The following is a 22,084-nucleotide window of genomic DNA, read 5'->3' on the forward strand; positions in this document are numbered from 1 at the left end:
GATGACCCACCGCATTCTGATCCTCGGCGGAACCACCGAAGCCCGGCAACTGGCTGGAAAACTGGCAGCCGGTTACTCGGTGATGCTGTCGCTGGCGGGCCGCACCGAAAGCCCGGTGACGCAGGGCGTGCCGGTACGCAGTGGAGGGTTTGGCGGCGCCGATGGTCTGGCCGCCTATCTCAAGGAGACAAGCATCGAGCTGCTGATCGACGCCACGCATCCCTACGCGGCGCGAATTTCCGCCAATGCGGCGCAGGCCGCGCGCATGGCTGGGGTGCCGATCGTCGCTCTGCGCCGTCCCGGCTGGGAGCCTGTCGAGGGCGATCGCTGGACGCAGGTCGATACGACAGGCGATGCCGTGCAGGCGCTTGGACCGGCGCCGCGCCGTGTATTCCTGGCTCTCGGCCGGCAGGAGGTCGCGGCTTTCGAAGCCGCGCCCCAGCACCACTATCTCATCCGCAGCGTCGATCCGGTCGAGCCGAAGCTGGCAGTGCCCGATGCCACCTATCTCCTGGCGCGCGGGCCGTTTCGCGAGGCGGAGGAACGCACGCTGCTCCAGCGGCACGGCATCGACATCGTTGTATCCAAGGACAGCGGCGGCGCGGCGACTTATGGCAAGATCGCCGCGGCGCGGGCGCTTGGCCTCGACGTCGTCATGGTGCACAGGCCTGTGCTGCCGGAGGTTCCTTCGGCTGCGACCGTCGATCAGCTTGCCGACATGGTCGATCATCTTGTCGAGCCTGCCGCGGAGCGCGGCGTGTAAACCAGCGAAGACTTCTCGCCGCGCCTGATGATCCGGGTTTCCGGCGAGCCGATGATGATGCAGGTTGCCATGTCCGCCTTGTCGGCATCGGCATCCGCCAGCAGGAACACCTCGATGCGCTCGTCAGGCCGGCCTGCGGCGCGGCCGAAGATGACGGGCGTGGTGCCCGGCAGAATGGCCTTCAGACATTCGAAGGCGCGGCCAAGCTGCCAGGGGCGCGCCTTGCTGATGGGATTGTAAAGCGCGATGACGAAGCCGGCGCCGGCGGCCGCCAGCAGGCGCAGTTCGATCAGGTCCCATGGCTTCAGATTGTCGGACAGCGAGATGGCGCAGAAATCATGGCCGAGCGGCGCCCCGATGCGGGCGGCGACTGCGAGCATGGCGGTGACGCCAGGCACGATTGCGAGGTCGATGGCGCGCCATTCGGAGGGGCCGGCTTCGATCGCCTCGCAGACGGCCGCCGCCATGGCGAAGACGCCTGGATCGCCCCCGGAGACGACGGCGACATTGTGACCTTCGGCCGCCTTCGCCAGCGCCTCGTTGGAGCGGGCAAGCTCTTCGCGATTGTCGGAGGCGATGCGGGTCTGGTCCGGGCGCAATTCCAGCCGGTCGAGATAGGGCTTGTAGCCGTAGAAGAAGCTTGCCTCGGCGACGGCGTGGCTCGCCTGCGGCGTCACCTGATCGGCGTTGCCGGGTCCGAGCCCGATGACAGTGAGGCGGCCGCTCATGCGCCACCCGCCGACGCGACAGGGCGTCCGGACCAGCCGGCAACGAGCACAATGGCGAAATAGGGCGCCTTGTCGTCCGGCTTGTCGGTGAGCCGCATCGAGACGCTGCCCGGCATGGTGCCGCGCTCGACATAGACGGCGCGTGTCAGCTTGCCGGTGGCCTCCAGCGCTCGCCGGATTTTGGGCAGGTTGCGGCCGACCTTCATGATAACGGCGGCATCGGTGTCGGCGAGGCGCCGGGTCAGTTCGAACTCGCTCATCGTGCCCGGCAGCACGGTCAGCACGTCGTCGCCCTGGACGATCGGCAGGCCGGTCGCCGACCAGCAGCCCGACATGGCGGTAACGCCGGGAATGACCTCGGTCGGAAAACGATGGGCGAGGCGCACATGCAGATGCATGTAGGAGCCATAAAAGAGCGGATCGCCTTCCGACAGCACGGCGACCATCCTACCGGCATCCAGATGACCGGCAACGGTCTCGGCGGACTCCTCGTAGAAGGCCGATATCTGCGCGCGGTAATCGTCGTGATCCTTGTCGATCTCCGTGGTCACGGGATAGAGCAACGGCAGCTCCAGCATGTCGGGTCGGAAGCGCGTCTCGACGATGGCGCGCGCATTGCTGTTGTTGCCGCGCTTGGCGAAATACGCCACCACATCGGCCTCGGCCAGCGCACGCGCGGCCTTCAGCGTCAACAGTTCCGGGTCGCCGGGACCGGTACCGACGCCGACCAGGCGGCCCCTCGAGCCGGTTTTGGGGAGCGCGTTCACAGGCCGGGCCTCGCGAGAGAATTGAGGGCTGCCGCGGTCATGGCGCTGCCGCCAAGCCTGCCGCTCACGATTGCATAGGGTACGCCGTAGGAATTCTGCGCCAGCGCGTCCTTCGATTCGGCGGCACCGACGAAGCCCACCGGCATGCCGATGATGGCGGCCGGTTTCGGCGCACCGTCGCGCAGCTTCTCCAGGAGATAGAAGAGTGCGGTCGGCGCGTTGCCGATGGCCACCACCGAACCGGCGATGCGCTCGCCCCACAGGTCGATCGCGGCGGCAGAACGTGTGTTGCCGATCGTCCTGGCGATTTCATGCGTGCGCGGGTCGCGCAAGGTGCAGATCACCTCGTTGCCGGCAGGCAGACGGGCGCGGGTGACGCCGTGCGAGACCATTTCGGCGTCGCAGAAGATCGGCGCGCCGGCGGCAAGCGCGGCCCGTGCGGCGGAAACGAAATCGCTGGAGAAGACAAAATTCTTGGCGGCTTCCACTTGGCCGCAGGCATGGATCATGCGGACCGCGACATCGGCCTCTGCTTCGGAAAAGCGCGCGAGATCAGCCTCGGCGCGGATGATGGCAAAGGAGCGTTCGTAGATCGCCGTGCCGTCGTGGATGTAGTCGTAGGCGACCATTGTCATTCCTGTCGATAAGCCTCTGCGATGCCGGCCGGCCCCAGCCTCGTCAGGCAGGCGGCGGCGGTCTCGCCCTGATAGCGTGCGCTGCGGATTGCCGCCGCGACGCGGCCGATGCCGCGCGCGGCGTCATAGCCCGGCCTGTAACCGGCAGGAAGGGCCTTTGCCGTCGCGTTCACGACAAGTCCGGCTCCATTTTCGCCGCCGACCACGGTCAGCGCCGCTGGGCCGGGATGCGCGCAACCCTTGGCGCAGCCAGAAACATGCAAGGTGAAGTCAAGACTATCGGCGTTTTCGGTGGCGATCGCCTCGGCAATGTCGCGCGTGGCGATGCGACCCGAGGCGCAAGCCGGCGCGCCGGGACAAGCAGCGATGCGCGTGCGCGGGTCGGTGGGGGCGGTGACGAAGCCGAGGGTGGCGGCTGTTTGCTGGAGGGAAGGATTGGCGGCTGGTGGCTGGCCGAGGAAGAGCAGGGCGCGGCCCGGGGCGAGGCGGATTTCTGACGTGCCGAGAGTGACGGCGCTTTGAGCGAGGGCGATGAGCCTTTCGGCGGGCATGCTGCCGTAGGGGAGACCGATGCCGAGGGCGCGGCCAGTGTTCAAGTCGAAAACGCCAATCGGCGAGCGAGGGTGCTCTACGGCGCCCCCCTCTGTCCTGCCGGACATCTCCCCCACAAGGGGGGAGATTGGCGGTTCGGGCGCCGGCTCTCCTTCTGCATCCCAGGAAATTGGCAAAGGCGAGCGTGAATGAGCAATCTCCCCCCTTGTGGGGGAGATGTCCGGCAGGACAGAGGGGGGCGCCGTAGAATGCCAACTTGCGAGAGACGCTATTTGCCTCTCCGATAAATCCCGTGTGTGCGCTTCGCGGCCTTTTTCAGCCACCATCCTAAGCGCTGCGACGGCTATGTCTCTAGCGGCATGCGCGTTGACCTTTGCCAACACTTTCGCATTCCGCCCGTCACCGGCAACCGACACCCGCCAGCGGATTCCCGCCTCGGTGCTCGCCGCCTTCAGCCGCACGTCGGCCGTCACAGCATCCATCGTCAGTTGCCCGCCACCGTCGACAACGACCGAAACCTTCGGCCCGAGCCGCTGCGACAGCCCGGCGTCCTCGACCGCTTCCCTGATCCGATCAGCCAGCGGCCTGGGGTCGACGATCTCCTGCGGATCGATGCCGGCCAGTGGTCCGGTCTCCACTGGTACGCCAGTGCGGACCACAATGCCCAGCGCATCGACTTCCTTCGCCAGCAGGGTTGCACTTTGCGTGGTCAATCCGCGTATTTGCAAGCTGCCGCGCGCTGTCACTTCCATGATGCCGTTGCCGTGCCGCAGGGCGGATTCTGCCAGCCCGATCAGAAGCTTCGGCGACAATCCGCCAGAAGATGGGCCTCCGGCGACCGGGTTGAGCCGCACCAGCAGGCCGTCGCCGGTCTGCATCGGCGCCGAAAGGGCCGGGCAGGCGCCGCGGCGGGAGTAGGCGTTCATGCCGCCAACTCCCGTGCCTCGGCAATCAGTGCCGCGAGGTCGTCGTCGATCGAATTGCGCAAGGGATGCCAGAGGCCCCGCCGTCGCGCCGACAGGAGGCGTTCGGCAATGGCTTTCGCGGCGGCCGGGTTTTCGCGCAGGATGAAGGCGCGGACGTCCGCATCGCCGAGATAGGCATCGTGCACGGCGTCTATCAGCGCGCCCGGTATGGCCTGTGTGGTTTCGGCGAAGCCAACCAGCCGGTCGACCGTTTCGGCGAATTCCGAGGCGCCGCGCGGGCCGTGGCGCATCTGGCCCGCTATGAAGCGGGCGTTGACGGCGCGGGCGCGCACGACGCGCGTCACGGCCTCACTAAGTGAACGCGGCTTCGGCCTCTGCGGATCGGTCGTGTCGAGCACGATGACGTCGGCATTCCTGCCAAGCGCTGCAAGGGCGGCCGAGAAGCCGCCGATGAAAGCGACATCGGCCGAGCCTTCGAGGATGTCGCGGCCGGGATCGTCGCCGGTGTGGACGAGAAGATCGGCTTCGGCGATGCGGTTCTCGAATGCGCCGGGCGCGGCGATCCCCTCACCGCCGGCGCCGCCATAGGCATGCGATGTGGCATCGAGATAGGCGCGGCCGATTTCCTCGCGCGCCGCCCAGTCGCCGCTCGACAGGATTTCCTCGACGCCAGCGCCGTAAGTGCCAGGCGAGGTGCCAAAGATGCGCGGGCTGATCTTGCCCTCGGCGCGGGTCCTTGCGGCGAGCGGATTTTCCGAATCGTCCTCGTCGCGCGCGGCAACGGCGTTGGCAGCGGCATCGATCAGCGCGATCTGGGTCGGGAACATGTCGCGGAACAGGCCCGATATGCGCCAGGTGACGTCGACGCGCGGGTGGCCAAGCGCTGCCGGCGCCAACACCTCGATGCCGGTGACGCGGCCTGTGGCGGCATCCCATTGCGGGCGGCAGCCCATCAGCGAAAGCCCCTGCGCGATCTCCTCGCCGCCGGTGCGCAAAGACGCCGAACCCCAGAGGTCGATGATCAGCGAGCGCGGCCAGTCGCCATGCGATTGCATATAGGCGCGCACCACTTCCTCGGCGGCAGCCTTGCCGATGTCGTAAGCCGTCGGCGTGGGCATGGCGCGCGGGTCCGACGTGAACAGGTTGCGGCCGGTGGGCAGAACGTCGGAACGCCCGCGCGCGGGCGCGCCGGCCGGGCCCGCGGTGACATGACGACCGTCGAGCGCGGCAAGAAGGGCGGCCTTTTCGGCCTCGGCGCTTTGCCGGCGCATAAGGTCGGGCTCTTCGTCGGGCGCGCGGCCGTAGACATGCAGCCCATCCTTGATAGCGAAATCCTTCAGGTCGCAGAGCCAGGCATCGATGCGGCGCAGGGCCTCGTCCGGCGCGTCGGTGCGGGCAACGCCGGCCTCCGCGGCGAGGCCCGTCGTCTGCGCGGTTTCGACGATCAGACTGGCCAGACGGTCGCGGCGGCGGCGGTCGAGACCGTCAGCCTGGGCGTATTCGTCGACCAGCCGTTCGAGCCTGTGCTGGTTCTTGTCCAATCCGGCGCCGGTGAGCGGCGGCGGCAGATGGCCGAGCGTGACGGCGGCGATCCGCCGCTTCGCCTGCGCCGCCTCGCCGGGATTGGAGACGATAAAGGGATAGATGACGGGCAGGGGACCGGTGACGATCTCGGGGAAGCAGCTTTGCGAAAGCGCAACCGTCTTGCCCGGCAGCCATTCCAGCGTGCCATGCGCGCCAACATGGATGAGCGCATGGACGCCGAGCAATTTGCGCAGCCACAGGCCGAAGGCGAGCAACGCATGGCGCGGCGGCAGCGTCGGGTCGTGATAGTCGGCGCGGCGGTCGGCCGAGCGGCCGCGGTCTGGAGCCAGCGCCACGGTGATGTTGCCGAAGGTCGCGGCGCGGAAGGGGAAGTGTTTTTCGCTTGATGGCGAAGGTTTGCGCGAGGCGCCCCCCTCTGTCCTGCCGGACATCTCCCCCTCAAGGGGGGAGATTGGCGGCTTTGGCGCTTCGTCCACTCCCGCAGCGTTGGAGATTGGCGAAAGCGCAGATGACAGCGCAATCTCCCCGCTAGAGGGGGAGATGTCCGGCAGGACAGAGGGGGGTGCCTCGCGCAAACCTGTCTCGCCTTCGGCTTTGCCCCAAGCTGCTTCTACGGCAGCAATTGCTGCGCCCGGCAATTCCGTTGAGAGGGCAAGGTACTCATCCAGCCCCAGCCCGGCCTTGCCGGACTCCAGCAAATCCAGCAACGCACGCGGCGATTGCGGGATCCCTTCAACCGCATAGCCCTGTTCCTTGAGGTCGTGCAGCATCGCCAGCACGCTGGACGGCACGTCCAACCCGACCGCATAGCCGGTGCGGCCGGGAGCGCTTGGGTAATCAGGGATCAGGATAGCGAGCTTGCGCTCGGCGCGCGGCGTTTCCCGAAGCCTGATGAAGGCCGCGACCCGGTCCGCCACCTGTTCGACGCGATCGGGCTCCGGCCGGTTGGCAAAGGCGCGGTGGCCGAGCGCCGGGTCGGTCTCGCTTTCGCCCTTGAACGAAACGGCGCCGGCGAGGATGCGGCCGTCCAGTTCGGGCAGAACGACATGCATGGCGAGGTCGGCGGGCGCCAGCCCGCGCTGGTTCTTCTCCCATACGTCGCGGCGGGTGGTGGCGACGATGACCTGGAAGACGGGAACGCCGGCGCGGTCGAACAGGGTTTCGACGCCGGGTTCGGCGCCGGACGCGAAAGCGGTCGCGGTGATGATGGCGGCGGGCTTGAGCTGGGCAATCGCGGTTTCAACAAAAGCCAGAGATTCCGGGTCTTTCAGGCTGGAGACGAAGATGGGGACGGGGAGCATGTCGCGCTGCCGTAGCGCCTCGAAAAGCGCGTCGATCGGCGCGACATCGGCGGCGAGCAGCATCGAGCGGTAGAAGAGGACGGGAATGGTGCGAGCATTGATGTTGTCAACGTCGAGTCCCGTCACACCCCCCTCTGTCCTGCCGGACATCTCCCCCGCAAGGGGGGAGATTGCCCCGTCATCGACGTTCTTGCCCCTTTCAGATGGTGCAAACACATCCTTTTCTGACGCAACAAAAGAGGAGCCGGCTTTGATGACAGCTGATCTCCCCCCTCGCAGGCGAGATGTCCGGTATGACAGAGGGGGGTGTGACGGAATGCCGACATTCGATAAGTCCGGCTTCTCCACGACTCCGCGCCCCGGCTCATAAAACCCGGCTTTCGGCACGCTTACCGGCTCGGCAATCTCGCCATCAGACCCCGCCAACCGCGCCAGCCTGCGCACCAGCGCGCTCATATTGGCCGGGCCGCCCTGGCGGAAATAATTGAGCAGCCCGTCCAGTTCCTCGCGCGGCAGCGTCGAGGCTTCGATCAGCCTGATATCCTCGTCGTGGCTTTCACCGGGAAGCAGTGCCAGCTTTATGCCGCGCTCACGGGCAACCACGGCCAACTGGTCGCAGCCGTAGCGCCACCACTCGTAACCGCCGAGAATACGCACCAGAATGACTTTGGCGTGACGGGCGACGCTGTCGATCCAGAGGTCGACGGACATGGGGTGGCGCAGGTCGCGCAGCGCGGCCAGCCGCATCGTGGGCAGCCGATCGGCGTCGCCTTTCCAGGCCGCTGCCAGTCCGGCCAGGTCGCTGTCCGTGAAGGACAGCGCCACCATTTCCGCCGGCGTCTGCCGCAGATCGACCGGCTCGGCGAGATCGTCGAGCGAGGCGGATGTGGTGGTGAGGATGTGCATCGCGGTCGGTGTTGCCTCAGCCGGCGAGGATATGCTCGATCGCCGGGCGGTTCAGCCCCTTGAGGCCGATGACGACCAGGCGCGAGCGGCGGTCGTCGTCAGCCGTCCAGGCGCGGTCATAATAATGATTGACGCGCGGACCGACCGCCTGCAGCAACAGCCGCATCGGCTTGCCGCCGACCTCGACGAAGCCTTTCACCCGCAGCACGTTCTCCTGTTCGGCGGCGGTGGCGACGCGCTTTGCCAGGTCGTCCGGGTTGGCGATCGAGGGGATGTCGACGATGAACGTATCGAAGTCGTCGTGCTCGTGGTCGAAGGCGCCGTCATGATGGGACTTGCGGTTCTCGATGTCGTCCTCGACGGCGAGGCCTAGCCCGAGCAGCACGGACGGATCGACCTTGCCATGAGCCGTCGGCACGACCTTCACGGCGCGGGCGGAGTGTTCGCCAATGATGGCGTTGGCGCGAGCCGAACCTGCGGCATCCATCAGGTCGCTCTTCGACAGGATGATGAGGTCGGCGCAGGCGATCTGGTCCTCGAACACCTCCTCGACGGGGTCGTCGTGGTCCAGTGTCTGGTCCTGCGCGCGTTGCGCCTGTAGGGCGTCCATGTCGTTGGCGACGCGCCCCTCGGCGAGTGCCGGACCGTCGACCACGGCGATCACGCCGTCGACTGTCACCCGGCTCTTCACCGTCGGCCACTGGAAGGCCTGGACCAGCGGCTTGGGCAGAGCCAAGCCCGAGGTTTCGATCAGGATGTGGTCGACCTTCGGCGTCAGCGACAGGATCTGGTCGAGCGCCGGGACGAAATCGTCGGCGACGGTGCAGCAGATGCAGCCATTGGCCAGTTCGACGATGTTTTCCTCCGGGCAGGTGTCGATGCCGCAGCCCTTGAGGATCTCGCCGTCGATGCCGATGTCGCCGAATTCGTTGACGATGATGGCGATACGCTTGCCGCCCGCGTTTTCCAGGAGATGGCGGACCAGCGTGGTCTTGCCGGCACCCAGGAAGCCGGTGACGACGGTACAGGGGACGCGGGAGAGAGTGGCGGCGGAAACTGCGGCGGTCATGATCAGTCCTTCAGCATGTCGAGGGGAGGAATGCGGGCGACGAGGCCGCGCTTGAGGGAATCCGGGCGACCACGCCACGGAATGAGGCCGTCGGTCGAAGCGGCGAAGAGTTTCGCGCCGGTGACGAGATCGGCGCCGCTGGCGATGTTCAGGTCGCCGAAGACATAACTCCAGCAGCCGTCGCGAAGAATCGCGGCACTGAGGCGGCGCTTGCAGTTGCCGAGGCATTCGACGGTGCGGACGCGGACATTGTCGGCCGTTGCGGCTTGGCGCGTATCTTGAGCCAAAACTTCGCCGGCGCGGGGATGGGCATCGGAACCGGTCTCGTCGCGGCAGGAAGCGCAGATGATGACAGTGACGCCGGCCAAGGCGTCGCTATCGCCAGACAAGTCGCTATCGCCAGGCAAAATGTCCGCTGTTTCAGCCGGGAAACTGCTGTCGCGTTCCAAATCGGGCTCCTTGCCCGGAAAACCCGCCGGGCGATCGGATTCTTATGTCTCAGACGGCAGGTCTCCTGGCTCGCGGGTCATCGCCTTCGTGCCGCCTTCCCGGGACCGTCCCAGTGGTTTTCGGCCTTGGCTCGTCGCTTACAGTTGCGGGGACAGCCGCGGATTTGAAATCGAGATTTCGCACCGCATTCCCTCTTGGCTCCTCCCTTTGCCGAGAGGAGACCGTCTGGAATGGATTTAGGCTCTTGCAGGCGGCGGTGTCAACGCGCGTCTACGACACGGCAATGTCGGCGAGCGGCTGCCCAAGGTCGCCGGCGGGCGTAACCTCGATCCGTTCGAGGCCGAGCCAGCGCTGCATCTGCGTCAATTCCTGGAAGAGTTGCGCGGCGGTTTCAGGCGGCGCGCTGGGCTCGGCATAGGCCGCGTGGACGCGTAGCACGCTGGCCGGCCGGTCGGCCTTGAGGTCGACGCGCGCCACGATCCTGTCGCCGAGCAGGAACGGCAGGACGTAATAGCCGTATTGCCGCTTTTCGGCAGGGGTGTAGATTTCTATGCGGTAGTGGAAATCGAACAGCCGCTCCGTGCGCGAGCGCTCGAAAACGACCGGATCGAACGGCGCCAGCAAGGCGCGGGCCTCGATTTTTCGTGGAATACGGGCCTCCTTATGGAGGTAAGCCGGTTTGTTCCAGCCCTCGACACGCATCGGCACCAGCTCGCCTGTTTCAACCAGCTCCTCCAGCCGGCCCTTCATGTCGGCCGGCGACAGGCGGAAATAGTCGCGCAGGTCGCTTGCTGTCGCGACGCCATGAGCGCGGGCGGATATCCGCAGCAATTCCCGATGCGCGTCCTCGGCAGACGGCACCGGCAGATCGAGGATCGCCTGCGGCAGTACGCGCTCGGGCAAATCATAGAAGCGTTCGAAGCCACGGCGGTGCGCGGTGGTGATGCGTCCTGCCCAGAACAGCCATTCGAAGGCATGCTTGGCGTGGCTCCAGCCCCACCAGCCGCCGGATCCTTTCTGGCCTTCGAGCGCGGAGGCGGCGATCGGGCCGCGCTCCGCGACCTCGCGGTAGATCTCTTCTATATAGGCGGCGTGCTCGCGGCCCCATTTGGCCAGGCCCAGATACATTTCATCGCCACGCTCCGCGCGCTGCATGCGCCAACGCATCAGGGGATAGGTCTCGACCGGCAGGAAGGAAGCCTCGTGCGCCCAGTATTCGAAAACCGTGCGCTTGCGCGTGACGGCGGCGTTGTCGAGCAAGGCGAACGGGTAGGGGCCGAGGCGCGAGTAGAGCGGCATGTAGTGAGCGCGCACCACCGCGCTGACGGAATCGATCTGCAGCAGGCCGGTGCGCGAGAGCACGCGGGCGAAGTGGCGTCGGTCGGGCGTGCCGGCGGGGCGGGGATCAGTGAACCCTTGGGCGGCGAGCGCGATGCGCCGGGCCGTGGCAAGCGAGATCTTTTCCTTCATTCGGATGCGACTCTGATGGCTTGTTGAGCGTCGTTCGGACGGTTGATTCCGGCCATGCTAGCAGGGTTTTGGCGGCAACTCTGTCAGGAGAGAAAAGTGGAGTAAAAAGCGAAGGAAATCAAACAGGAGCGGATCGGACCAGTTTCTTCCCTTCTGCCGTCCAGGCCAGTGTTTTGAACAAGGTTTGACTTGCTTCGCCGGAAGCGCTGCGCTAACCCTCGCCGCGTTGCAGCAAAGGCCCCTTAAAACGGTTCAGCGGTTAAACTGTCACGCTTCCGCAATAGGGTCTGGTGCTGTAATCAAAATGGATTGGCGCCAACGGAAAGCCGCAGCATGAACGCACTTCTCAGTTCGTACCTGCCCATCGTCCTGTTTATCGCAGTGGCGGCGGCTGTCGGCGTCGCGCTTATCGTGGCGCCGTTCCTGGTGGCCTATCGCAATCCCGACCCGGAAAAGCTTTCCGCCTACGAATGCGGGTTCAACTCGTTCGATGACGCCCGTATGAAGTTCGACATCCGCTTCTACCTGGTGTCGATCCTGTTCATCATCTTCGACCTGGAAGTGGCCTTCCTGTTTCCGTGGGCGGTGTCGTTCTCGAAAATCGGCATGCTCGGTTTCTGGTCGATGATGGTGTTTTTGGCGGTGCTGACCATCGGCTTTGCCTATGAATGGAAAAAAGGAGCGCTCGAATGGGATTGAGCGACAGTTCCGGCACGCTCGTCGCGCCGAAGCCCAAGGGTCTGATCGATCCCAATACCGGCAGGCCGGTTGGGTCCGATGATCCGTTCTTCCTCGAAATCAACAACGAACTCGCCGACAAGGGCTTTCTCGTCACCTCGACCGAGGCGCTGATCACCTGGGCGCGCAGCGGCTCGCTGATGTTCATGACCTTCGGCCTCGCCTGCTGCGCCGTCGAGATGATCCACACCTCGATGCCGCGCTACGATTCGGAGCGGTTCGGTGTTGCTCCTCGCGCGTCTCCGCGCCAGTCCGACATCATGATCGTTGCCGGCACGCTGACCAACAAGATGGCCCCGGCGCTGCGCAAGGTCTACGACCAGATGCCGGAGCCGCGCTACGTCATCTCGATGGGCTCCTGCGCCAATGGCGGCGGCTATTACCACTATTCTTATTCGGTGGTGCGCGGCTGCGACCGCATCGTGCCGGTCGACATCTATGTGCCCGGCTGTCCGCCGAGCGCCGAAGCGCTGCTCTATGGCATTCTTCTGCTGCAGAAGAAGATCCGCCGCACCGGCACGATCGAACGGTAAATCCATGGCCGCATCCCTGAGCGAACTGTCGACCTATCTCGGCGAAAAATTGATTGGCCGCGTCAATGAAGCAGTGTTCGCCTATGGCGAACTCACCATCCATGTCGAACCGCGCGATCTGATCGAAGTGGTGACTTTCCTGCGCGACGATCCGCGCTGCCAATTCATCTCGGTCATCGATGTCTGCGGCGCCGATTATCCGTCGCGGGCCAAGCGCTTCGACGTCGTCTATCACCTGTTGTCGCCGAAGCAGAATGTGCGTATCCGCATCAAGGTGCAGGCCGACGAGGAGACGATGGTGCCGTCGATCACCGGCGTCTATCCCGGCGCCGACTGGTTCGAGCGCGAGACCTACGATCTCTATGGCGTGCTGTTTTCGGGCCACCCCGATCTGCGGCGCATCCTCACCGACTACGGTTTCGACGGTCACCCGCTGCGCAAGGATTTCCCGCTGACCGGCTTCGTCGAGGTGCGCTACGACGACGAAGCCAAGCGCGTCATCTACGAGCCGGTGGAACTGAAGCAGGAATTCCGCAATTTCGATTTTCTGTCCCCGTGGGAAGGCACCGATTACGTGCTGCCAGGGGATGAGAAGGCAAAGCAGTAATGGCTGAAACCTCCGTCCGCAATTTTAACATCAACTTCGGACCGCAACACCCTGCCGCGCATGGTGTTTTGAGATTGGTTCTGGAGTTGGACGGCGAAGTGGTCGATCGTGTCGATCCGCATATCGGGCTCTTGCATCGCGGCACCGAAAAGCTGATCGAGCACAAAACCTACCTGCAGGCAGTGCCTTATCTCGACCGGCTCGACTATTGCGCGCCGATGAACCAGGAGCATGCCTTCGCACTGGCCGCCGAGCGCCTGCTCGGCATCGAGGTGCCGAAGCGCGGTCAGCTGATCCGCGTGCTCTACTGCGAGATCGGCCGCATCATGTCGCACATCCTCAATGTGACGACGCAGGCGCTGGACGTCGGCGCGCTGACGCCGCCTCTGTGGGGCTTCGTCGAGCGCGAAAAGCTGATGGTGTTCTATGAGCGCGCCTCGGGTTCGCGCATGCATGCCGCCTATTTCCGTCCGGGCGGCGTTCACCAGGACCTGCCGCAGAAGCTGCTCGAGGACATCGGCAAGTGGATCGATCCGTTCCTGAAGTCGATCGACGACCTCGATCAGTTGCTGACCGGCAATCGCATTTTCAAGCAGCGCAATGTCGATATCGGCACGGTTTCGCTGGCCGACGCCTGGGCCTGGGGCTTTTCCGGCGTCATGGTGCGCGGCTCGGGCGCTGCCTGGGACCTGCGCAGATCGCAGCCCTATGAATGCTATTCGGAGCTCGATTTCGATATTCCGATCGGCAAGAACGGCGACTGTTTCGACCGCTACCTCGTGCGCATGGAAGAGATGCGCCAGTCGGCGAAGATCATGCGCCAGTGCATCGATCTCCTGCTCGGCAAGGAAAGCGCCGGGCCGGTGTCGAACCTCGACGGCAAGGTCGTGCCGCCAAAGCGCCAGGCGATGAAGCGCTCGATGGAAGCGCTGATCCACCACTTCAAGCTCTACACCGAGGGCTACCGCGTGCCGGCCGGCGAGGTCTATGCGGCGGTCGAGGCGCCCAAGGGCGAGTTCGGCGTCTATCTGGTCTCCGACGGCACCAACAAGCCTTATCGCTGCAAGCTGCGCGCGCCCGGTTTCGCGCATCTCCAGGCCATGGATTTCCTGTGCCGCGGTCACATGCTGGCCGACGTCACCGCCGTCCTCGGCTCCCTCGACATCGTGTTTGGTGAGGTCGATCGCTAAATGTCAGTCCGTCGTCTCGCAGAAGCCAGCGTCCAGCCAGCATCCTTCGCCTTCAACCGGGCGAACGCGGCCGCGGCCAAGCAATGGATCAAGAAGTACCCGAAGGGCCGGGAACAGTCTGCGATCATTCCACTGCTGATGCTGGCGCAGGAGCAGGAAGGCTGGGTCACCAAGGCGGCGATCGAGACGATTTCGGACATGCTCGGCATGCCGCGCATCCGCGGGCTCGAGGTCGCGACCTTCTACACGCAGTACCAGCTGAATCCTGTCGGCACGCGGGCGCACATCCAGGTTTGCGGCACCACGCCCTGCATGCTGCGCGGCTCGGAAGCGCTGATGGACGTGTGCCGCTCCAAGATCCACCATGACCAGTTCCACACCAACGACAAGGGAACGCTGTCGTGGGAAGAGGTCGAATGCCTCGGCGCCTGCGTCAACGCGCCGATGGTCATGATCTTCAAGGACACGTTCGAAGACCTGACGCCGGAACGGCTGGCCGAAATCATTGATCTCTACGATGCGGGCAAGGGGGCCTCGGTGACGCCGGGGCCGCAGAACGGCCGCACCGGCTCGGAGCCGGCCGCCGGCCTCACGACGCTGAAAAGCGAGAAGGCGATCCTCAAGTCGACCCGTGACAGGGAGGCCAGGGAAGCCGCCAAGGCCGCCAAGGCGGCACCCGGCGCGATCATCGCGGCGCCGGTGCCAACGCCGGCCGCCACCCCTGTCGCGCCGTCCAATGCCAGCAAGCCGAAAACCGATGCGGCTGAAACCAGCCCGGCGCTGAAAACGCCGTCGCCGGCCAAGGTCGCGTCAGCAACGGAAAAAGCGGCGAGCGTCGCGGCTCCCCGCCACTCGGCGACAAACGCCAACAAGGCGGCGCCCGAGGTCGAGAAAGTTTTGAAGCCGCGCAGCGGCCCCCTGAACAAGGCTGAGCCGGCTTCCGCGTTCAAGTCGCCGGAAACCAAGCTTCCCGCCAAAGCGGCCAAGCCTTCGTTGGAAGACAAGAACCGGCCGGCCGGCATCGCCAGGCCGGCGCTGGTCGACGATCTCAAGCTGATCTCCGGCGTCGGCCCGAGGACCGAGAGCATCCTGCATTCGCTCGGCATCTTCACCTTCGCCCAGGTTGCGTCTTGGAAGAAGGCCGAACGGGAGTGGGTGGACAGCTATCTCTCCTTCCGCGGCCGCATCGAGCGAGACGACTGGGTCAAGCAGGCCAAGGCGCTCGCCAAGGGCGGCGTCGCCGAATATATCCGCGTCTTCGGCAAGAAGCCGGTCTGAGGGACGAACAATGCTTCAGGACAAAGACCGCATCTTCACCAACATCTACGGCCTCTTCGACAAGTCGCTGGCCGGCGCAATGGCGCGCGGCGCCTGGGACAACACGCCCGGCATCGTCGCCAAGGGGCGCGAGTGGATCGTCAACGAGATGAAGGCGTCGGGCCTGCGCGGCCGCGGCGGCGCCGGTTTCCCGACCGGCTTGAAATGGTCGTTCATGCCCAAGCAGAGTGACGGCCGGCCGAGCTATCTCGTCATCAATGCCGACGAATCCGAGCCCGGTACCTGCAAGGACCGCGACATTCTGCGCAACGATCCGCACACGCTGGTCGAAGGCGCCTTGCTCGCCGGCTTCGCCATGGGCGCGGTCGCGGCCTACATCTATGTGCGCGGCGAGTTCATCCGCGAGCGCGAGGCGCTGCAGCGTGCCATCGACGAGGCCTATGAGGCCAAGCTGATCGGCAAGGGCAACACTTCAGGCTACGATTTCGACGTCTATATGCACCATGGCGCCGGGGCTTATATCTGCGGCGAGGAGACGGCGCTGCTCGAAAGCCTCGAGGGAAAGAAGGGCCAGCCCAGGCTGAAGCCACCATTTCCGGCCAATGTCGGCCTTTATGGCTGCCCGACCACCGTCAACAACGTCGAATCGATCGCGGTGGCGCCGACGATCCTGCGCCGGGGCGCGGCCTGGTTCTCATCCTTCGGCCGGCCCAACAACGTCGGCACCAAGCTGTTCTGCGTCTCCGGCCACGTCAACAATCCGTGCACCGTCGAAGAGGCGATGTCGATCCCGTTCCGCGAGCTGATCGAGACGCATTGCGGCGGCATCCGTGGCGGCTGGGACAATCTTCTGGCGGTCATTCCTGGCGGCGCCTCGGTGCCGCTGGTGCCGGCCGAGCAGATCATCGATACGCCGATGGATTTCGACGCGCTGCGCGACCTCAAATCCGGCCTCGGCACGGCGGCCGTCATCGTCATGGACAAGTCGACCGATGTCGTCAAAGCCATCGCGCGGCTGTCCTACTTCTACAAGCATGAGAGCTGCGGCCAATGCACGCCGTGCCGTGAAGGCACCGGCTGGATGTGGCGGGTGATGGAACGGCTGGTGCGCGGCGAGGCGCAGAAGCGCGAGATCGACATGCTGCTCGACGTGACCAAGCAGGTCGAAGGCCACACGATCTGCGCGCTGGGCGACGCGGCCGCTTGGCCGATCCAGGGCCTGATGCGGCACTTCCGCGGCGAGGTGGAGCGGCGCATCGACGAGTTTTCGCGCAACGCGCACCGGGCCGAGCCGGTGTTGGTGGCGGCGGAATAGAGAAGCATTGAATGGGCGATAGCCCGGAGCGAGAAGAACGGGGCGGGGCGAACGAAGAAACGACCAGGAGAATTCTATGGCGCCGTATTCGACACCCCACCCGTTGATGCCCAATTTGGACCAGATCGAGAAGATGAACCAGGACCTGACCAGGATGATGCCGAAGGAGATGGCCGGCGCCGTCAACCTTCTGGCGCACCCTGTCGCGGGCGCGGCGGCGATGTCGGCTCTGGGACTTGGGCTCGCCAACCACGCTTTCGGCGTCTGGTTGGGCGCGCTGTCGGGCGCAGCCGAGGCGTCGCAACGCCTCATGCAGCCGCTCATCGAGGATTTCGAGGCGCGCGTCGAACAATTCGAGGATGCGAGCCTTTCATCCACCAGAGCGCGGGCGACGGCCAAGACCCTGATTGCGGAGGCGCAGTCCTTCGCGCAGGAAGTCACCGACATTGCCGCCAGGGAGGCCGCCACCACGGTGCCGGCGGCACAGGCGGGGCGGTCAGCGGACGAGCTTTCGGATGTGCTGCTGCCCGAGGATTTCCGGCAGCCCAAGGCTATCGAGAGGCCGGCGAAGCCTTCGGATCTCAAGAAGATATCGGGCATCGGCCCGAAGCTGGAGACGGTGCTCAACGGGCTCGGCATATGGACGTTCCGCCAGATCGCCGACTGGTCGCCCGAAGAGATCGCCTGGGTCGACGACTACCTGTCGTTCAACGGCCGTATCGTGCGCGACGACTGGATTGCCCAGGCGGCTGTGCTGGCCGCGAAGAAGTGAGTGAAATGCCGGGCGCCGCGTCTGTCGCGCCCGGGAAATGAGATTGCGGGAAATCCGCAGAGGTTTGAGGCGAATGGCAAAGCTCAAGGTCGACGGGAAAGAAATCACTGTACCCGACCATTACACGCTGCTGCAGGCGGCAGAGGACGCGGGCGCGGAAGTGCCGCGCTTCTGCTTCCACGAGCGGTTGTCGATCGCCGGCAATTGCCGCATGTGCCTGATCGAGGTGAAGGGCGGGCCGCCCAAGCCGCAAGCGTCCTGCGCCATGGGCGTGCGCGACCTGCGTCCCGGTCCGAACGGAGAAGCGCCGGAAATCTTCACCAACACGCCGATGGTCAAGAAGGCCAGGGAAGGCGTGATGGAATTCCTGCTGATCAACCATCCGCTGGATTGCCCGATCTGCGACCAGGGCGGCGAATGCGACCTGCAGGACCAGGCGATGGCCTTCGGCGTTGATTCCTCGCGCTATCACGAGAACAAGCGCGCGGTCGAAGACAAGTATATCGGCCCGCTGGTCAAGACGGTGATGAACCGCTGCATCCACTGCACGCGCTGCGTTCGCTTCACCACCGAGGTTGCCGGCATTTCCGAACTCGGCCTGATCGGCCGCGGCGAGGATGCCGAGATCACCACCTATCTCGAGCAGGCGATGACCTCGGAGCTGCAGGGCAATGTCATCGACCTGTGCCCCGTCGGCGCGCTGACCTCCAAGCCTTTCGCCTTCCAGGCACGGCCGTGGGAACTGACCAAGACCGAATCCATCGACGTCATGGATGCCGTCGGCTCGGCGATCCGCGTCGACAGCCGCGGCCGCGAGGTGATGCGCATCCTGCCGCGCGTCAACGAGGCGGTGAACGAGGAATGGATCTCCGACAAGACCCGGTTCATCTGGGACGGCCTGCGCACGCAGCGCCTCGACCGGCCCTATGTGCGCAAGGACGGTAAGCTGGCCCCGGCGAGCTGGGCCGAGGCCTTCGCGGCAATCAAGGACGCCGTGTCGAAGACTACGCCCGAGAAGATCGGCGCCATAGCGGGCGATCTTGCCGCGGTTGAGGAAATCTACGCGCTGAAGCTCCTGATGGCCGCACTCGGTTCGAGGAACATGGATTGCCGCCAGGACGGCGCCGCGCTCGACCCGTCGCTTGGCCGGGCAAGCTACATTTTCAACCCCACCATCGAAGGCATCGAACAGGCGGACGCGGTGCTGATCATCGGCGCCAATCCGCGCTTCGAAGCCTCGGTGCTCAACGCCCGCATCCGCAAGCGCTGGCGGGTCGGCAATCTGCCGGTCGGCGTCATCGGCGATGTCGGGGATACACGCTATGACTACGAACTGCTGGGCGCAGGGCCGGAATCGCTCAAGGATCTGGCCGACGGCGATGGCAAGTTCTTCCAGGTGCTGAAGAAGGCCACGCATCCGCTCATCATCGTCGGCCAGGGCGCGCTGGCACGCCCCGATGGCGCGGCGGTGCTCGGCCAGGCAGCGAAGCTCGCCATGGCCGTGAACGCCGCGCGCGCGGACTGGAACGGCTTTGCCGTGCTGCACAATGCGGCTGGACGCGTCGGCGGCCTCGACCTTGGCTTCGTGCCGAGCGAGGGCGGCAGGAACGTCGCCGGCATGCTGGGCGAGACGGACGTGCTGTTCTTGCTGGGCGCCGACGAGATCGACATGGCAAAGACCGGCGGCGCTTTCGTGGTCTATGTGGGCACCCATGGCGATGCCGGCGCGCACCGCGCCAACGTCATCCTGCCGGGCGCTGCCTACACCGAGAAGTCGGGCACCTATGTCAACACGGAAGGGCGCGTGCAGCAGACCAACCGCGCCGGCTTCGCGCCGGGCGACGCGCGCGAGGATTGGGCCATCATCAGGGCATTGTCGGATGTACTGGGCAAGAAGTTGCCGTTTGATTCGCTGCCGCAGCTGCGCGCTAAACTCTACGGCGAATACCCGCATCTTGCCCGCATCGACCAGGTTGCTGCGGGCAATGCCGAGGATATCGCCAATGTGGCGAAGCTTGGTGGACGGCTGAACAAGGGCACGTTCACGTCGCCGGTCCAGGATTTCTACCTGACCAACCCGATCGCGCGGGCCTCTGCCGTGATGGCGGAGTGCTCTGCGCTGGCCAAGAGCGGCTTCAAGCAGGCGGCGGAATAAGCATGGACACCTTCTTCTCCTTCTACGTGCTGCCGGCGCTGATCATCGTGTTGAAGTCGGTCGTGCTGATCGTCGTGCTTCTCATCGCCGTCGCCTACCTGCTCTATGCCGACCGCAAGATCTGGGCGGCGGTGCAACTTCGCCGCGGCCCGAACGTCGTCGGCCCCTGGGGCACGCTGCAGGCCTTTGCCGACCTGTTGAAGTTCGTCTTCAAGGAGCCGGTGATCCCGTCCGGCGCCAACAAGGGCGTGTTCCTTTTGGCGCCGTTGGTATCGGCGGTTCTGGCGATCTCGGCCTGGGCGGTCATTCCGGTCAGCCAGGGCTGGGCCGTCGCCAACGTCAATGTGGGTATCCTCTATGTCTTCGCCATCTCCTCGCTCGAGGTCTATGGCGTGATCATGGGCGGCTGGGCGTCCAATTCGAAATATCCGTTCCTCGGGGCGCTGCGTTCGGCCGCACAAATGGTGTCCTACGAGGTCTCGATCGGCTTCGTCATCGTCACCGTGCTGCTTTGCGTCGGCTCGCTCAACCTGTCCGACATCGTGCTGTCGCAGCAGGATGGGCTCGGCACCAGGCTCGGCCTGCCCAACACCTTCCTCGACTGGCACTGGCTGTCGCTGTTGCCGATGTTCGTCATCTTCTTCATCTCGGCGCTAGCCGAGACGAATCGCCCGCCTTTCGACCTCGTCGAAGCCGAATCGGAACTGGTCGCCGGCCACATGGTCGAATATTCGTCGACGCCGTTCCTGCTGTTCTTCCTCGGCGAATATGTCGCCGTCGTGCTGATGTGCGCGCTGGCCACCATCCTGTTCCTCGGCGGCTGGCTGCCGCCGTTCGACTTCGCGCCCTTCACCTGGGTGCCGGGGGTGATCTGGTTCGTGCTCAAGATCTGCCTGATGTTCTTCATGTTCTCCATGGTGAAAGCGTTCGTGCCGCGTTACCGCTACGACCAGCTGATGCGGCTTGGCTGGAAGGTGTTCCTGCCGATCTCGCTGTTCATGGTGGTGCTGACCGCCGCCTTCCTCAAGATCACGGGGTTTGCGTGATGTCCGCTCTGTCCCAGGCCGCCAAATCGCTGCTGCTGAAGGATTTCGTCAGCGCCTTCTTCTTGTCGATGCGCCAGTTCTTCGCGCCGAAGGAGACGATCAATTATCCGCACGAGAAAGGGCCGGTGAGCCCGCGCTTCCGCGGCGAGCATGCCTTGCGCCGTTATCCCAATGGCGAGGAACGCTGCATAGCCTGCAAATTGTGCGAGGCGATCTGCCCGGCGCAGGCCATCACCATCGAGGCCGGCCCGCGCCGCAACGACGGCACGCGCCGTACCGTGCGCTACGACATCGATATGGTGAAGTGCATCTATTGCGGCTTCTGCCAGGAAGCCTGCCCGGTCGACGCCATCGTCGAGGGGCCGAATTTCGAATTCGCGACCGAGACGCGCGAGGAACTCTACTACGACAAGGATAGGCTGCTGGCGAATGGCGACCGGTGGGAGCGCGAACTGGCGCGCAACATCTCGCTGGACGCACCGTACCGCTGATATCGCATGGACAGGGGCGAGGGCCCTTGTCCGGGGATGACCCGAAGCATTTCAGGCAAGGTCATCCCTCAGGACTTCAGAGTTGCCCATGTTTCTTTGCGCCGGGTCTTTCAACCCGGTTGGAACATGGGCTAGGACAACGCGGCTTCGCACCGGAGGCGGAACGAAGCCACAGACAACAAACAGGACGAACGTCCTGTTTGGACAGGAACCCGGGGGAACCCCAATGCTGAGTGGACTAGAGGCGGCCTTTTTCTACCTCTTCGCCTTTGTCGCCGTGGCGTCGGCGTTCATGGTCATTTCGTCGCGCAACCCCGTGCATTCGGTGCTGTTCCTGATCCTGACCTTCTTCAACGCCGCCGGCCTGTTCATGCTGACGGGCGCCGAGTTCCTGGCGATGATCCTGCTCGTCGTCTATGTCGGCGCTGTCATGGTGCTGTTCCTGTTCGTCGTCATGATGCTCGACGTCGACTTCGCCGAGATGAAGGAGGGCGCTCTGCAATATGCGCCGATCGGCGCGCTGGTCGGACTGATCCTGGCGGCGGAACTGATCGTGGTGCTCGGCGGCTATACCTTCGCGCCGCAGCTCGCCTCGACGGTATCGAAGCCGATTCCCGATCTCGCGGCGCGCTCGAATACGGCAGCGCTCGGCGACATCCTCTATACGGACTACCTCTACTACTTCCAGATCTCGGGCCTCGTGCTGCTGGTGGCCATGATCGGTGCCATCGTTTTGACGCTGCGCCACAAGGAAGGGGTCAAGCGGCAGTCGATCGCAGCCCAGGTCGCCCGCACGGCGGCGACGGGCATGGAAATCCGCAAGGTCAAGTCGGGCGAAGGAGTCTGA

19 protein-coding genes, 1 pseudogene and 1 riboswitch are annotated in these 22,084 nt (G+C 64.9%); of the genes and pseudogenes, 12 read left to right on the plus strand and 8 right to left on the minus strand.

The window, feature by feature from the left end; genetic code table 11:
* Position 1 precedes the first annotated feature (1 nt).
* Positions 2 to 763, plus strand: a complete 762-nt coding sequence (locus FJ940_RS14300) for a cobalt-precorrin-6A reductase (protein WP_140656933.1) — start codon at positions 2 to 4, stop codon at positions 761 to 763.
* Here the strand turns inward: FJ940_RS14300 and FJ940_RS14305 are convergent.
* The 8 genes and pseudogenes from FJ940_RS14305 to FJ940_RS14340 form a co-directional block, all read right to left on the minus strand.
* Positions 727 to 1,491 carry a precorrin-3B C(17)-methyltransferase gene (locus tag FJ940_RS14305; protein ID WP_140656935.1) on the minus strand — a complete coding sequence of 255 codons (765 nt, stop codon included), beginning with the start codon at positions 1,489 to 1,491 and terminating at the stop codon, positions 727 to 729. The genes FJ940_RS14300 and FJ940_RS14305 overlap by 37 nt on opposite strands.
* Positions 1,488 to 2,258, minus strand: a complete 771-nt coding sequence (locus FJ940_RS14310; RefSeq protein ID WP_140521148.1) for a precorrin-2 C(20)-methyltransferase — start codon at positions 2,256 to 2,258, stop codon at positions 1,488 to 1,490. The genes FJ940_RS14305 and FJ940_RS14310 overlap by 4 nt, the downstream gene beginning before the upstream one ends.
* The gene (locus tag FJ940_RS14315; RefSeq protein ID WP_140656937.1) at positions 2,255 to 2,887 is read right to left on the minus strand and encodes a precorrin-8X methylmutase; all 633 of its coding nucleotides are present in this window, start codon (positions 2,885 to 2,887) and stop codon (positions 2,255 to 2,257) included. Before FJ940_RS14315 ends, FJ940_RS14310 begins: the two co-directional genes overlap by 4 nt.
* Positions 2,811 to 4,371: pseudogene (gene cobG, locus FJ940_RS14320) on the minus strand (precorrin-3B synthase). Before cobG ends, FJ940_RS14315 begins: the two are co-directional and overlap by 77 nt.
* Positions 4,368 to 8,123: a cobaltochelatase subunit CobN gene (locus FJ940_RS14325; RefSeq protein ID WP_140656941.1), complete on the minus strand. Its 3,756-nt coding sequence runs from the start codon at positions 8,121 to 8,123 to the stop codon at positions 4,368 to 4,370. Before FJ940_RS14325 ends, cobG begins: the two are co-directional and overlap by 4 nt.
* Before the next feature lie 16 nt (positions 8,124 to 8,139).
* Positions 8,140 to 9,192 (minus strand): cobalamin biosynthesis protein CobW, encoded by a 1,053-nt coding sequence (gene cobW, locus FJ940_RS14330; protein WP_140495572.1) that lies wholly within the window; start codon positions 9,190 to 9,192, stop codon positions 8,140 to 8,142.
* Positions 9,193 to 9,194: 2 nt separating this feature from the next.
* Positions 9,195 to 9,641 (minus strand): DUF1636 family protein, encoded by a 447-nt coding sequence (locus tag FJ940_RS14335; protein ID WP_140656943.1) that lies wholly within the window; start codon positions 9,639 to 9,641, stop codon positions 9,195 to 9,197.
* 37 nt (positions 9,642 to 9,678) lie between these two features.
* Positions 9,679 to 9,883: riboswitch (cobalamin riboswitch) on the minus strand.
* Between the two features lie 29 nt (positions 9,884 to 9,912).
* The gene (locus tag FJ940_RS14340; RefSeq protein WP_140521144.1) at positions 9,913 to 11,112 is read right to left on the minus strand and encodes a winged helix-turn-helix domain-containing protein; all 1,200 of its coding nucleotides are present in this window, start codon (positions 11,110 to 11,112) and stop codon (positions 9,913 to 9,915) included.
* Positions 11,113 to 11,445: 333 nt separating this feature from the next.
* Between FJ940_RS14340 and FJ940_RS14345 the strand changes: the two genes are divergently transcribed.
* The 11 genes from FJ940_RS14345 (at position 11,446) to FJ940_RS14395 (ending at position 22,084) form a co-directional block, all read left to right on the plus strand.
* Entirely contained in the window at positions 11,446 to 11,811 is a 366-nt protein-coding gene (locus tag FJ940_RS14345) for an NADH-quinone oxidoreductase subunit A (RefSeq protein ID WP_140495575.1), read from the plus strand.
* On the plus strand, positions 11,802 to 12,383 hold the full coding sequence (locus tag FJ940_RS14350) for an NADH-quinone oxidoreductase subunit B (protein WP_140495576.1): 582 nt from the start codon (positions 11,802 to 11,804) through the stop codon (positions 12,381 to 12,383). The genes FJ940_RS14345 and FJ940_RS14350 overlap by 10 nt, the downstream gene beginning before the upstream one ends.
* Before the next feature lie 4 nt (positions 12,384 to 12,387).
* Entirely contained in the window at positions 12,388 to 12,990 is a 603-nt protein-coding gene (locus FJ940_RS14355; RefSeq protein ID WP_140495577.1) for an NADH-quinone oxidoreductase subunit C, read from the plus strand.
* Positions 12,990 to 14,180 carry an NADH-quinone oxidoreductase subunit D gene (locus tag FJ940_RS14360; RefSeq protein WP_140495578.1) on the plus strand — a complete coding sequence of 397 codons (1,191 nt, stop codon included), beginning with the start codon at positions 12,990 to 12,992 and terminating at the stop codon, positions 14,178 to 14,180. The genes FJ940_RS14355 and FJ940_RS14360 overlap by 1 nt, the downstream gene beginning before the upstream one ends.
* The gene (locus FJ940_RS14365; RefSeq protein ID WP_140656945.1) at positions 14,181 to 15,458 is read left to right on the plus strand and encodes an NADH-quinone oxidoreductase subunit E; all 1,278 of its coding nucleotides are present in this window, start codon (positions 14,181 to 14,183) and stop codon (positions 15,456 to 15,458) included.
* A 10-nt stretch (positions 15,459 to 15,468) separates the two neighbouring features.
* Entirely contained in the window at positions 15,469 to 16,773 is a 1,305-nt protein-coding gene (gene nuoF, locus FJ940_RS14370) for an NADH-quinone oxidoreductase subunit NuoF (protein ID WP_140521143.1), read from the plus strand.
* Positions 16,774 to 16,849: 76 nt separating this feature from the next.
* Positions 16,850 to 17,545 carry an NADH-ubiquinone dehydrogenase gene (locus tag FJ940_RS14375; protein ID WP_140495581.1) on the plus strand — a complete coding sequence of 232 codons (696 nt, stop codon included), beginning with the start codon at positions 16,850 to 16,852 and terminating at the stop codon, positions 17,543 to 17,545.
* A 73-nt stretch (positions 17,546 to 17,618) separates the two neighbouring features.
* The gene (gene nuoG, locus FJ940_RS14380; RefSeq protein ID WP_140656947.1) at positions 17,619 to 19,700 is read left to right on the plus strand and encodes an NADH-quinone oxidoreductase subunit NuoG; all 2,082 of its coding nucleotides are present in this window, start codon (positions 17,619 to 17,621) and stop codon (positions 19,698 to 19,700) included.
* Positions 19,701 to 19,702: 2 nt separating this feature from the next.
* Entirely contained in the window at positions 19,703 to 20,746 is a 1,044-nt protein-coding gene (gene nuoH / locus FJ940_RS14385) for an NADH-quinone oxidoreductase subunit NuoH (protein WP_140495583.1), read from the plus strand.
* Positions 20,746 to 21,237 carry an NADH-quinone oxidoreductase subunit NuoI gene (nuoI, locus tag FJ940_RS14390; RefSeq protein ID WP_140495584.1) on the plus strand — a complete coding sequence of 164 codons (492 nt, stop codon included), beginning with the start codon at positions 20,746 to 20,748 and terminating at the stop codon, positions 21,235 to 21,237. The genes nuoH and nuoI overlap by 1 nt, the downstream gene beginning before the upstream one ends.
* 226 nt (positions 21,238 to 21,463) lie before the next feature.
* Positions 21,464 to 22,084, plus strand: coding sequence for an NADH-quinone oxidoreductase subunit J (locus FJ940_RS14395; protein ID WP_140495585.1), 621 nt, complete (start codon positions 21,464 to 21,466; stop codon positions 22,082 to 22,084).

It is taken from the genome of Mesorhizobium sp. B2-3-7, from assembly GCF_006442695.1.
Taxonomy (GTDB): Bacteria; Pseudomonadota; Alphaproteobacteria; order Rhizobiales; family Rhizobiaceae; genus Mesorhizobium.

Coding starts and splice junctions, on each gene's coding strand:
- FJ940_RS14365 (WP_140656945.1), top strand. CDS start 14,181: ATGTCAGTCCGTCGTCTCGCAGAAGCCAGCGTCCAGCCAGCATCCTTC.
- FJ940_RS14355 (WP_140495577.1), top strand. CDS start 12,388: ATGGCCGCATCCCTGAGCGAACTGTCGACCTATCTCGGCGAAAAATTG.
- nuoF (WP_140521143.1), top strand. CDS start 15,469: ATGCTTCAGGACAAAGACCGCATCTTCACCAACATCTACGGCCTCTTC.
- FJ940_RS14345 (WP_140495575.1), top strand. CDS start 11,446: ATGAACGCACTTCTCAGTTCGTACCTGCCCATCGTCCTGTTTATCGCA.
- nuoH (WP_140495583.1), top strand. CDS start 19,703: ATGGACACCTTCTTCTCCTTCTACGTGCTGCCGGCGCTGATCATCGTG.
- nuoG (WP_140656947.1), top strand. CDS start 17,619: ATGGCAAAGCTCAAGGTCGACGGGAAAGAAATCACTGTACCCGACCAT.
- FJ940_RS14375 (WP_140495581.1), top strand. CDS start 16,850: ATGGCGCCGTATTCGACACCCCACCCGTTGATGCCCAATTTGGACCAG.
- nuoI (WP_140495584.1), top strand. CDS start 20,746: ATGTCCGCTCTGTCCCAGGCCGCCAAATCGCTGCTGCTGAAGGATTTC.
- FJ940_RS14315 (WP_140656937.1), bottom strand. CDS start 2,887: ATGGTCGCCTACGACTACATCCACGACGGCACGGCGATCTACGAACGC.
- FJ940_RS14340 (WP_140521144.1), bottom strand. CDS start 11,112: ATGAAGGAAAAGATCTCGCTTGCCACGGCCCGGCGCATCGCGCTCGCC.
- FJ940_RS14360 (WP_140495578.1), top strand. CDS start 12,990: ATGGCTGAAACCTCCGTCCGCAATTTTAACATCAACTTCGGACCGCAA.
- FJ940_RS14395 (WP_140495585.1), top strand. CDS start 21,464: ATGCTGAGTGGACTAGAGGCGGCCTTTTTCTACCTCTTCGCCTTTGTC.
- FJ940_RS14350 (WP_140495576.1), top strand. CDS start 11,802: ATGGGATTGAGCGACAGTTCCGGCACGCTCGTCGCGCCGAAGCCCAAG.
- cobW (WP_140495572.1), bottom strand. CDS start 9,192: ATGACCGCCGCAGTTTCCGCCGCCACTCTCTCCCGCGTCCCCTGTACC.
- FJ940_RS14300 (WP_140656933.1), top strand. CDS start 2: ATGACCCACCGCATTCTGATCCTCGGCGGAACCACCGAAGCCCGGCAA.
- FJ940_RS14325 (WP_140656941.1), bottom strand. CDS start 8,123: ATGCACATCCTCACCACCACATCCGCCTCGCTCGACGATCTCGCCGAG.
- FJ940_RS14305 (WP_140656935.1), bottom strand. CDS start 1,491: ATGAGCGGCCGCCTCACTGTCATCGGGCTCGGACCCGGCAACGCCGAT.